Source organism: Lysinibacillus sp. IITD104, from assembly GCF_036698265.2.
In the GTDB taxonomy this organism is placed as follows: Bacteria; Bacillota; Bacilli; order Bacillales_A; family Planococcaceae; genus Lysinibacillus; species Lysinibacillus boronitolerans.
On record NZ_JBAHYH020000001.1, the window covers coordinates 1,403,677 to 1,415,251 of the forward strand.

Here is an 11,575-nt window from a genome sequence, read left to right on the forward strand (position 1 = left end):
ATCAATATGGAGCAACAAGTAGTCATTATTACAGGTGCTGGAAGTGGTATAGGAAGAGAGACTGCAAAATTGCTTGCCACTATGGGCAAAGCATTAGTTTTAGTGGATTTTGATGAAAAAAGTGGACAAGACACACTACATGCTGTTAAGGAATATCACCAACAAGCAATTTTTGTCCAAGCTGATGTTTCACAAAGCAATGATGTCAAAAAATATGTGGACGCTGCAAAAGAAACATTTGGCAGGATTGATGCTTTTATCAATAATGCAGGTGTTTTAAGCCCACCTACACTACTGGGAGATTTAGAAGAGGAAACGTTTGATAGAATAATCTCGGTCAATCTTAAAGGGGCGTTTCTCGGCTTAAAGTATGTATTAAAAGAAATGGAGCAACAGCAATCAGGTGTCATTGTGAATACATCCTCAGCAGCTGGTATACAGGGACAACCCTATCTAGGTGGTTATGCGGCAAGTAAGCATGGTGTAATTGGATTAACTAAAACGGCGGCCATGGAATATGGACCTAAAGGGATTCGAGTGAATGCAATTTGTCCCGGTGGCGTGATGACAAACATGACAAAGGGATTGGCATCGAGTCCAGAAGAAAATGGACCATTACGTAGATTAGCAGACCCTACTGAAATCGCAAATGTAATCGCTTTCTTAATTTCGCAAGAAGCTTCTTATGTGAATGGCGCTATCGTTCCAATCGATGGCGGTCTAACATCGTATTGATTCAGAGCTAAAAGAAACGTTAGCAATTTTTCCACCATTAGATTTGGATAATGTACAAGCTACAAGAGAAGGAATGGCAGCTGTTGCTGTACCAGCTCCAATAGAAGAGCATATCACAATAGAAAATAAAGTAATTCAAGGACCTGACAACCATTCTCTTCGTATTCGAATCTATAAGTCAAAAGAGCAAAAGGAAATTTATCCAGGCCTGCTATGGATTCATGGTGGGGGCTATGTCTTAGGAGCTCCCGAGGGAGATGATGTGCTTTGTCAGCGCTTTGTCAATGACGCGAATTGTGTGGTGGTATCTGTAGACTATCGACTTGCACCTGAACATCCTTATCCAGCTCCGCTTGAAGATTGCTATGCAGCGTTAAAATGGGTCGCGGATCATGCGGATGAATTACGAATTGATCCTACCCGCTTAGGAATTGCTGGAGCTAGTGCTGGAGGTGGACTCACAGCTGCACTTGCATTACTTACACGTGATCGAAATTATCCGAAGCTTAGTTTCCAAATGCCGCTCTATCCAATGATTGATGATCGCAATAATACACCGTCTTCATTAGAAATTACGGGTCATATGATCTGGAACCACTCACTTAATCAGAAGGGCTGGGAAATGTATTTGAATGGAGCAAATGGTAGCGACAATGTGCCACCATATGCCGCAGCAGCTAGAGCGGATGATTTATCAGGTTTACCATTTACTTATACATGTGTTGGTCAACTTGATCCGTTTCGTGATGAGACTTTACAATATGTAACCAAGCTATGTCAGGCTGGAGTAGATGTCGAATTCCACTTATACCCAGGCTGCTATCATGGCTTTGAGAGTATTGTTCCGACAGCCGCAGTCAGTCAAAGAGCTGTCACAGAGTATGTAGAAGCCGCTAAATATGTGTTGCATCGAAAGATTTCAGTGCCTTTATAAAAAAACTTACGAAAATCCCGAAACCATAATTTACTCAGGTTTCGGGATTTTTTTGTTAAGCAAAAAGGATTTTATAGCAAGTTTGTAATAGCGTCTTTTAGGTTAAACTTTTATCGAGTGAAAGGAGGAGAAGATAAAATGCTACAATTTGATTCAAAAATTGTTGGTAAAGAGATAGGTTTTGGCTATTTACGAGATAAAATTGCCGATCGGGGTTTCACGATCGGCGGGAATTGGGAGTACTATAAAGGTAGCTTTGACTCGGTTTTATGGAAAGAGGCAGGAGAAACTATTTATTTACGTGTCCCTTTTATCGTCACATCAGGAGAGCTTGATAATGAAGATGCTCAAATTCGTTTTCAAAAGCCATTTGTCATTAAGCATGTTGAGAATATTGGTCTAGATTATGATGAGGGCTCCTTACTAGATGCAACTGGTGTTAGTCAATTTCAAACTCCGCTTGATAAAGATGGCTACATTCATGATAAAAGTAGATGGATTCAAGCAGGTGAACAAGCTGTGGAAGAAAAAGTACTACCATTTTTCATTCATTAGTTAGATAAATTTAAATAGCTGCTGCAAGAAATTATATGTCTTTTATCCTTATTATTTTGGGAACATATAATCAAAAATATAAATAGAATTGTCGTAAGAATTTTCCAACATTATAATGATATTAGCACGTACTACTATATGAGGTGAGTTTATGGATAAAATAGCTATAGATGATTTTCAGCATTCCTATCAGAAATTGCACCAAGAACGACTCATCCATCGTAAAGAAGCCTTTCTAGAGGTGTTAGAGAAAACAAGAACATTTGGTGAAATAATCCTGTTTGAAAGTATAAAAAGTAAGAGAGGCGTCTAGGTGACGTCTCTTTCTATTTTTCATAAATGAGAGGATGATTAATCATGAGACGATATATGCCTTTATTACTGCTAACAATGATTCTATGTGTTGCTTGCACGTCAACGAAGGATAAAAACAATAAAAGGTTAGAAGGTGAGGAAAATCAAGCTATAGATGCCATGAATGCCTCAATTGAAATAATAGCAGATCAATTGCAGACACCTTGGTCGATTCAAAAAAGTGGAGATGACTTTTATATAGCAGAAAGGCCAGGAAGTATTGTAAAAATTGCGGAAGGGGCTGTTACTAGACAACAGATTACCCTAAAAAAGGAGCTATCATCCGCGCCAGAAGCTGGTTTGTTGGGATTTGTTTTAGCACCTAATTTTCCTACCAGTCAGGTAGCCTATGCATATTATACGTATGTCGAGAAAGAGGAACAATTTAATCGAATTGTTACGTTAACGTTAAGCGATAATAAATGGCTCGAACAGGATCTTATTATTGATCGAATAAAGAGTGGTACATATCATCATGGGGGACGTTTGAAAATAGGTCCTGATGGCAAGCTGTATGCAACGGTAGGAGATGCAACACAACCTTCTTTAGCACAGGATGTGACTGCTTTAGAAGGGAAAATTTTGCGTATCAATTTGGATGGCTCCATACCGAATGATAATCCTTTTCCTCAATCCTATATATACAGCTATGGACATCGAAATCCACAAGGCTTAGCATGGTCTACTGATGGTACGATGTACGCCAGTGAGCATGGCAATGCAGCAAATGATGAAATTAATATCATTGAAAAGGGGAAGAATTATGGCTGGCCTCTTATTGAAGGAACGGAGAAAAAGCACGGGATGATAACACCTCTCTTTACATCGGGTACTTCTACCACATGGGCACCATCAGGCATTGCTATTGTAAATGATCAATTATATGTCGCTGCCCTAAGAGGTACAGCAGTCTTAGCTTTTGATATAAATAAGAACAAACACAATGAATTACTATCAGAATTTGGTAGAATTCGTGATGTCTTTGTGGATGAAAAATTTCTTTATTTTATTAGCAATAATACAGATGGCCGTGGAAATCCGCAACCACAGGATGATAAACTATATCGAATGCCATTGTGATATAATATTTGAGAAAACATGGAATGGTAGGATGAATGGGGAGGACAAACATGGCAAACTATCTTAAGATCGCAGTAGCAATTGATTTCTCAGAACAGTCATTAAAAGCATTGGATAGAGCGAATCAATTAGCAAAGGAACACAATGCTATTTTGCAATTGGTGAATGTCATTGATACAAAATCGTTTGGAGCAGTTTCAGCATATGACTTAAAATATGCCGAGGAATTGAAGAAGGAAAACATTCTTAAAATGGAAAAGCTAGAAAAAGAGGCGTTACAGACAGGAGTCAAAGCTGTTGAATCCATTGTGGAAACAGGGTCACCAAAAGGTATTTTAACACAATTACCTCAGGTTGATTTAATTGTTTGTGGTGCAACTGGATTAAATCGTATGGAGAAAATGATGTTAGGCTCTGTTGCAGAGAAAGTTGTACGACATGCGCATTGTGATGTGTTGATTGTTCGTTAGTTGTTAAAATAGCTGAGAGTAAAAAACCTGCTTGTGCTAGTAGACAAGCAGGTTCTTTTATTATTGGATTGTTTGAGCGTTATCAATAATGCTTTGAGGTATATCGATTGTTTTTAGATGATTAAATTCAGTATACGTTACGACTGATTTTGTATTCATTAACAATTCGTCACCTTCTACGGCCATTTTTAAATCAAAATTCATATCCATTTTGTTCGTATCGAAAGTCTCTTTATCGATGTGTAGCACGTAGTTAATTTTTTCAATTGATAGTTGATCCATTGGATTTTCTTCTAGACCCATTTCTTGCATAGACTTATTAATCTCAGAATCGATTAGCTCTTTGAACTTATCGCCTTTTGCATCTAATGTAAGGACATATTCATCATCCGTTTGTTCAAATGTAAAGTCCTTAATGAATTTTTTCAATTGTTCTAGCTGTTCCTTTGCATCCGCAGAAGCCGCCGTTTGATCTAATATAGCATCAAAGTTCTCATCAGGGAGCTTTAACCAGCTATCTGTCGTCGAATCCTTCATAAATAAGCCTGCATCTTTTTTCATATACATTTCAATCGGCATGTCCATTGTTTTGTCACCTTCATTCATCATATCAGGCATTGTCATAGATCCTGATAAATGCATTGCAAGTGGATCAACGATGATATCCATCTCCATTTTGGAGTCGATTGAAAACTCCATTGCTTCTTCACCAGACCCAACCTTTGTCACCTGTGTCATATCCATTTTAGCACTTGCACTTTGAATATCAGCCTGGCGATCTACTGCTTTGTCATACACTTGTTCTAAAGTGAGCTTGCTTTTATTAGTTGTGTCTTTCGTAGGCGTAGCACTTGAATTACAAGCGGCAAGTGTCAACGCTAGTGTTCCGACTGCTAATACTTTAAAAATTTTCTTCATTACTTTCATCTCCTATTCTTGGTAAAAAACACTATCTACTACTATACGCACTAAAAAAGGAAAAGTTTCATAAATTGTTAGAAAAGAACTAATTTTTTATTAAAAAAATAACATTTTCCCTACTTCTACAAGTTGTAAACGCGAAAATTATCAAATGAATAGGGATAAAACAAAAAAGCTGTCACGAACTTATCATACAAGGACGATAAGCTCAGACAGCTTTTTCTTTACACTGTGGTTTCAGGGATCAATTATAACCCCAGATCATAGCAAATAATGTACCAATGATTGTCACAACACCTACGAATACTGAGTATAAAATTGTTGTATATAATGTTTTTTTATCTTCAGATTCACCGATGTGCATGAATAATACTAATTGTACAGTTGCCTGTGCAAGAGCCGTTACTAGTAAAATTCCAAATGCCATGTTAAGAGACATATCGAATTTAACAACTGCTAAAGCTACGATTGTTAGTAATAGTGAGAAGCCGAAGCCCATCACATGTTGTTTTGGGAATAATTCCTTCATCAGCTAATCAGTCCTTTCAAGTAGACGAAGCTGAAGATGAAAATCCAAACAACGTCTAGGAAATGCCAGTACAGTGAGAAGATAAACGCTTTATTAGCCGTTTGTGGGTTTAAGCCACGTTTCGCTACTTGGATTAAAATAGCTACGCCCCAGAAGAAACCAAATGTTACGTGGGCTCCGTGCGTTCCAAGTAAAGTCATCAAGGACGATAAGAATGCGCTTGTTTGAATCGTCGCACCTTCGTGTACATATGTGACAAATTCATCAATCTCAATGGCTAAGAAGCCAAGACCTAGTAAAAGAGTGATGATAAAGAATGTCATCATCGCTTTTTTACGACCGATACGCATTGCATGAACACCAAGACCAATTGTGAAACTACTTGTTAATAATAAGAATGTTTCCCATAGAACTGGAGTTAATTCGAAAATTTCGGCACCATCTGGTCCACTACCTGTACGTGTATGAAGTGTGAAATACACTGTAAATAATGTGGCAAATAACACGATCTCGGCGCCAAGGAAAATCCAAAAGCCAAAGATCTTTAGACGGTTTTCCTCTGTACTATATTCTAATGGAAGTGAAGAATCGATTTTCATATTATTTATCACCTCTCAAGCTTTTCTCAGTTGCCATTACTTCCTCAACTGAAATGTAACGACCATGATCTTTTTCGAATGAACGATGAATCATGAAGCCAAATACACCAAGCATACTGATGATGGCTGGAATCCATAGATTGAATACAGCGAAGAATGCTGCAAGGAAGAAGAATCCACTCATCCAGAATGGTGTGCCTGTATTATTTGGCATGTGAATTTTTTCGATTGTACCTGCCGTAATATCGCGACCTTCTTTTTTCGCGAACCAATACTCATCTAAGCGAGTAACAGTAGGCACTACGGCAAAGTTATATTCTGGTACTGGAGAATGAGTAGCCCACTCAAGTGTACGACCATCCCAAACATCCGCCTTTTCATTGCGAGGCATATGCTTCCAGCTGTAATAAATATTGTAGACGATTAACGCAAAGCCGACTGCAAGTCCTAGAGCACCCACGAACGATAACATGTTCAATGGACCATAGCCAGTAGACTCAGAATAAGTGTACATACGACGAGCATATCCATCTAAACCTAAAATGAATAGTGGGAAGAACGTTACGTTGAAGCTGATGGCAATGAACCAGAAACCAGCTTTCCCTAATTTTTCATTTAGACGGAAACCGAACATTTTTGGCCACCAGTAGTGGTAACCTGCAAGCACACCAAATACTGTACCTGGAATTAATACATAGTGGAAGTGGGCAACTAAGAACATCGTATTATGATATTGGTAGTCAGCACTTGCCATCGCTAGCATTACCCCTGTAACCCCACCAATTGTGAAGATAGGAATAAAGCCAAGTGCATAAAGCATCGGTGTTGTAAATTGAATTTTCCCGTGCCTCATTGTGAGTAGCCAGTTGAATATTTTAACCCCAGTAGGAACGGCGATTGCCATTGTTGTAATAGAGAAAACACTGTTTACCATTACACCATGACCCATTGTATAGAAGTGGTGGGCCCAAACTACGAATGATAGTAGGGAAATGACCACCATACTCATCACCATTGATTTGTAACCGTATAAGTTTTTACGTGCGAATGTTGCAATGATTTCTGAGAAAATACCGAAAGCAGGTAGGATAACGATATAAACCTCAGGATGTCCCCAAACCCAGAATAGGTTGGCCCAAAGCATATCCATACCACCGTCTTGCATCGCAAAGAATTTTGTGCCGAATTGACGGTCAAACATCATAAGAGCAAGCGCTACAGTTAATACTGGGAACGCGAATACGATAATAATGTTTGTAATTAAAATTGACCAAGAAAACATTGGCATTTTCATTAATGTCATACCAGGAGCACGCATTTTAATGATCGTCGTGATAAAGTTAACACCTGTCATTAAAGTACCAATACCTGATAATTGAAGGGCTAAAGAATAATAGTTATTCCCTACAGTCGGACTAAAATCCGTACTTGCAAGAGGGAAGTAGGCTGTCCAACCAGCGTCTGGTGAACCACCGATAATGAATGATAAGTTTAATAAACCAGCACCTGCTGCAAATAGCCAGAAGCTGACAGCGTTTAGACGTGGGAAAGCAACGTCACGTGCACCGATTTGAAGTGGAATGACAATGTTCATTAAGCCGATAACAAATGGCATCGCCATAAATAGAATCATTAATAAACCGTGTGTTGTGAAAATTTCATTATAGTGTTGTGCATCAAGAAGTCCGTTATCTGGAACGGCTGTTTGTGCACGCATTAATAGTGCATCGATACCACCGCGGAATAGCATTAATAAAGCTACTGCGATATACATAATCCCGATTTTTTTATGGTCAACAGTTGATAGCCAGTTTTTGTAGAAATAGCCCCATTTTTTGAAATAAGTAAGGCCTGCTACGATAACCACTGCACCAACTACGATACTAATAGCTGCCGCTAAAATCATCGGTTCTTGCATTGGATGGAATAATTCTTCCATACTCATTGGATGCGCTCCTTTCAGAATTAAAAATTAATGTCTCGATTCGTTCAACGATAAAATCAAATTAATGACCAGAATGTTCATTATTCATGTCTTCTTCAGACATGTCCCCATGATCCATTTCATCCATATTCATGTGTTTACCATGTTCCATTGGAGCTGGTCTAAAGTCTAAGTGTGTAGATGAGAAGCTTTGGCGCCCAACATGTTCTGCCTCTAAAAGCTCATCAAATTTTTCTTCTGTTAATGGTGCCTCTTTCGATTTAACATCAGCAACCCATTTATCGAAGTCTTCTTGTGTCATAGATTGTGCTTCAAATTCCATTTCTGCAAAGCCACGTCCATTAAAGTTAGAGTTACGTCCCATAAATGAACCAACTTCATCTGCTGCAAGGTGAATTGTTGTTAACATATCACTCATAGCATATTTTTGACCTGCTAATTGAGGAATCCAGAAACTTGTAATTGGACCAAATGAGTAAAGCTTAAATTCGATTGGACGATCCACCGGAATGTTTACATAGTTAACTGTTTCAACACCTTCTTCTGGATAACTAAAGTGCCATTTCCAGTTTGATGATGATGCATAAATCACTAAAGGCTCCTTATCGTCATAACCTGCTGGTTGAGCTTCTACTGTAGATGTTGTTCTTACTGTCACTACAGCTAAAAATGCTACGATAATAATTGGAATTACTGTCCATGTAATTTCAAGCAGATGACTTCCTTCTTCATGAGGAGGCTCATAATCTGCAGCTGCTTTTGATGCACGATATTTTGTAAGCATAAAGGCTAAAAGCACATACACGACTAGCAATATAAAGGCCATTGTAATAATGGATAAGATAATTGTGTTTGATAATGTTTCAGCATTAGGTCCTTTTGGATTGAACACTGTTAATGGTTCACATCCAGCAAGAAGAGCAATCGCACTCAATGCTACTAACATTAAACTTAATTTTTTCTTCATGTTTGACTCCTTTCTATAGAACGGCTATTCATAAAATTCATGTGTTTTTTGTCAGTGTCACATTTACAAATAGTTGATACTGAGGTCACCTCTTTTATCTTGGCGTATCAATCAACAACTTAAGAAATTACAATGGCATGGTTCAATATGAAACATAAAATCTAGTGTTGATTGATCTGATGCAAGCGTTAGCAAAATCAATGATTTGCGCAATCGTTTTAAATACGTACTTGGTTCACTCCGATTGTCACAATCTCTCGTTGTTTGCACATTGGATTATACGCCCTGTTTTTAAGAAAAAACATAATTTTGTTATGAAAATGATAGTATAGCTGTGTTGATTTTGAACATTTCTTGAACAAAAATCGTTATTTTAGTATTGGTATTTATAGGTTTTTATTATTAAACACTGTGGAAACGTTGAAAATACTGCATTCTCAATGTTTACCTAAGTAAATAATTTATATTATGAAAAATGGCATTTCACATTTTGGACGCTGTTTTGTAATAAAATCATTGTCATAACAGACGTAACGGGATTTTTTATTTGCCTTTTATCCGAAAAAGGAGTACATGGAATGACGCTTTATGGAAACAATAGGTTGAATTTTCAATGTAAGGAATGAGTGGAGAGGGAATAAATGGAGTGAATTATTAATTATGTTAACATAATAATTGTTTTTCTTTAATATCCATATTTTTACTTCGTTTGTTTTATCTGAAAAGTAAAAAGCAAACTAAGATAGTACTTAGTTTGCTAGTATTTTAGAAAAAAATTATGTTATGAAGAATTAAGCGGAGTAATTCAGCATTTTTAAGATTACCTGTCAATTACCAAGCTTTAGCCATTTGGCTACTTGTCCATAAATCGTATTTTGTAGCTGTGGAGCTTTATTATTCATTTTCAAAGAAAAATACAGTGTTTTCATAAAGTTTAAGGTACAAGTTCTACCGCTAAAGAAATGTTCATTATAACCTTGTGTCAACAAATGCATTTCAAATTTATCAAAAGCCTGCTCAACAAATTCGATCAAGGCTTCCTCTGAGTAATTTTGAAGCAATAATGCATCCACTATATTAATTAAACGTTCCTCTTCATCGTTAACAAAGACTGTTTCTTTCCAAGTGACAAGTTTTAATGCATGTAAAATGGATGGTGCATACTGTAAATCGAATTTTGGATGTTTTATTGTTGTTGTAGCTAAATCTGCACCATGTGCAATACTGTGTGCCCATCCTTTTCCCTGAACATATCCTCTCGTATCCTGTTCTAATAACAAATAACGGCCAATTTTTTTAAAGAACACTTGTAGGTCTTCATCTCTTAAAACAAGTAATTCAGCGTCCTTTGCAAGAAGACCTGCAACTAGTAAAGCAGAAAACGAACGAGTAAAGACACTATCCTCTGTTTTATCTCCGATATGTAAATATAAAAAATCCTCACCTGTAACTGTATCAAACAAATATTGAATTTGTTGAGAACTCAATAAATTATCACTTAGTAAATCAACAAAGGTGCGATAAATGAGCTGGTCTCGTAATTCGGCATCAACTGAGCCAATACGGGCTAACATCTCCTGTAATAGCCAATCACTATGTTCGAACATAAATGTCTGACGCTCAGACAGTGTCATTGTAGAAAAAGACTGTAATGTTTCTTTAATATCCATGTAAAAAAGCCCCCAACTTATTTTTGTATTTTATATTATAGCGCCATTTCATTTCGAAGGGATAAATTTGAAACCTTCATTTTAAATAAGCACTGTTAGAATGTCCTTATTAAAACATAATATTATTTCCAGAAACTATAAAAAGTTGTTATGATAGAAACGCATTAAAATGGTAAAACTTAAATGTGAACAATAAAAAAGACATACCTATTTAAGTATGTCTTTGTCTAGCTAAATAATGACTGCGGATTTAATGCCGATTGGCCATTCAGTGAGCGTGTGTTGATTTGTCTTTAGCTCGACAAGAATATTGGCATTTTTGATTGCATCAATGAGCCATTCACTATAGTGACGATTTGGTTCAGGATGCTGTAAAATTTGCTGCATATCTTTTTTATCAACATGTAACAGCTTGTAGTTACATTCTATGTTTACTTTTTGAGGAATAATGGAAAGAGACTCATTTTGATGACCAAGTGCAATAGATCCAGGAATACACCCTTGAATTTTTAAAATGTAGGTGCTGGCTTCTTGTGTGTAGACATCAATTTTGGTGCGTGTTAAAAGTTCAAATTCTATCGGCTTATCTTGAAAAACGCCGTCCGTTGTAGAAATTGAAATGACTTTAATCGATAATGCCTCGAATGCAGATGAGATACAATGATCAAATTCAGTAATTGTATCAAGTAATTGCATGGATTCCACTCCTTGTTAAGAACTTGATTTTCTAGGTGCAGACAACAAAAGGGAACGTCTGCGAATTGTGATAAATTTTAGACTATTCTAATTATAATACAATTTATTACAAAATATGAA

13 protein-coding genes are annotated in these 11,575 nt (G+C 37.0%); 6 read left to right on the plus strand and 7 right to left on the minus strand.

The genetic code is table 11. The annotated features are described in order from the left end of the window. The 6 genes from V1L66_RS07110 (at position 1) to V1L66_RS07135 (ending at position 4,128) form a co-directional block, all read left to right on the plus strand. Positions 1-735: an SDR family oxidoreductase gene (locus V1L66_RS07110; RefSeq protein ID WP_333004891.1), complete on the plus strand. Its 735-nt coding sequence runs from the start codon at positions 1-3 to the stop codon at positions 733-735. 73 nt (positions 736-808) lie between these two features. Continuing rightward, the gene (locus V1L66_RS07115) at positions 809-1,669 is read left to right on the plus strand and encodes an alpha/beta hydrolase (RefSeq protein ID WP_409072216.1); all 861 of its coding nucleotides are present in this window, start codon (positions 809-811) and stop codon (positions 1,667-1,669) included. A 138-nt stretch (positions 1,670-1,807) separates the two neighbouring features. Continuing rightward, positions 1,808-2,224, plus strand: coding sequence for a YugN family protein (locus V1L66_RS07120; protein ID WP_048395101.1), 417 nt, complete (start codon positions 1,808-1,810; stop codon positions 2,222-2,224). Positions 2,225-2,375: 151 nt separating this feature from the next. Continuing rightward, positions 2,376-2,537 (plus strand): hypothetical protein, encoded by a 162-nt coding sequence (locus V1L66_RS07125; RefSeq protein ID WP_167444838.1) that lies wholly within the window; start codon positions 2,376-2,378, stop codon positions 2,535-2,537. 44 nt (positions 2,538-2,581) lie between these two features. Further along, positions 2,582-3,658: a PQQ-dependent sugar dehydrogenase gene (locus V1L66_RS07130; protein WP_333004873.1), complete on the plus strand. Its 1,077-nt coding sequence runs from the start codon at positions 2,582-2,584 to the stop codon at positions 3,656-3,658. 50 nt (positions 3,659-3,708) lie between these two features. Continuing rightward, positions 3,709-4,128 carry a universal stress protein gene (locus V1L66_RS07135; RefSeq protein ID WP_036075648.1) on the plus strand — a complete coding sequence of 140 codons (420 nt, stop codon included), beginning with the start codon at positions 3,709-3,711 and terminating at the stop codon, positions 4,126-4,128. A 60-nt stretch (positions 4,129-4,188) separates the two neighbouring features. Here V1L66_RS07135 and V1L66_RS07140 read toward each other — a convergent pair whose 3' ends face one another. The 7 genes from V1L66_RS07140 to V1L66_RS07170 all read right to left on the minus strand — a co-directional run bounded on the left by V1L66_RS07140 (position 4,189) and on the right by V1L66_RS07170 (position 11,455). Further along, complete coding sequence (locus tag V1L66_RS07140; protein WP_036075649.1) at positions 4,189-5,046, minus strand: DUF6612 family protein; 858 nt, start codon at positions 5,044-5,046, stop codon at positions 4,189-4,191. 247 nt (positions 5,047-5,293) lie between these two features. Further along, the gene (gene qoxD, locus V1L66_RS07145) at positions 5,294-5,578 is read right to left on the minus strand and encodes a cytochrome aa3 quinol oxidase subunit IV (RefSeq protein WP_004226585.1); all 285 of its coding nucleotides are present in this window, start codon (positions 5,576-5,578) and stop codon (positions 5,294-5,296) included. Further along, complete coding sequence (qoxC, locus tag V1L66_RS07150; RefSeq protein WP_016991860.1) at positions 5,578-6,177, minus strand: cytochrome aa3 quinol oxidase subunit III; 600 nt, start codon at positions 6,175-6,177, stop codon at positions 5,578-5,580. Before qoxC ends, qoxD begins: the two co-directional genes overlap by 1 nt. Before the next feature lies 1 nt (position 6,178). Continuing rightward, positions 6,179-8,122 carry a cytochrome aa3 quinol oxidase subunit I gene (qoxB, locus tag V1L66_RS07155; RefSeq protein WP_016991861.1) on the minus strand — a complete coding sequence of 648 codons (1,944 nt, stop codon included), beginning with the start codon at positions 8,120-8,122 and terminating at the stop codon, positions 6,179-6,181. Between the two features lie 61 nt (positions 8,123-8,183). Next, positions 8,184-9,089, minus strand: coding sequence for a cytochrome aa3 quinol oxidase subunit II (gene qoxA, locus V1L66_RS07160; protein WP_048395109.1), 906 nt, complete (start codon positions 9,087-9,089; stop codon positions 8,184-8,186). Between the two features lie 827 nt (positions 9,090-9,916). Continuing rightward, positions 9,917-10,759, minus strand: coding sequence for a DUF2785 domain-containing protein (locus V1L66_RS07165; RefSeq protein WP_333004869.1), 843 nt, complete (start codon positions 10,757-10,759; stop codon positions 9,917-9,919). A 231-nt stretch (positions 10,760-10,990) separates the two neighbouring features. Next, entirely contained in the window at positions 10,991-11,455 is a 465-nt protein-coding gene (locus V1L66_RS07170; protein WP_016991863.1) for a hypothetical protein, read from the minus strand. Between the last annotated feature and the right edge of the window lie 120 nt (positions 11,456-11,575).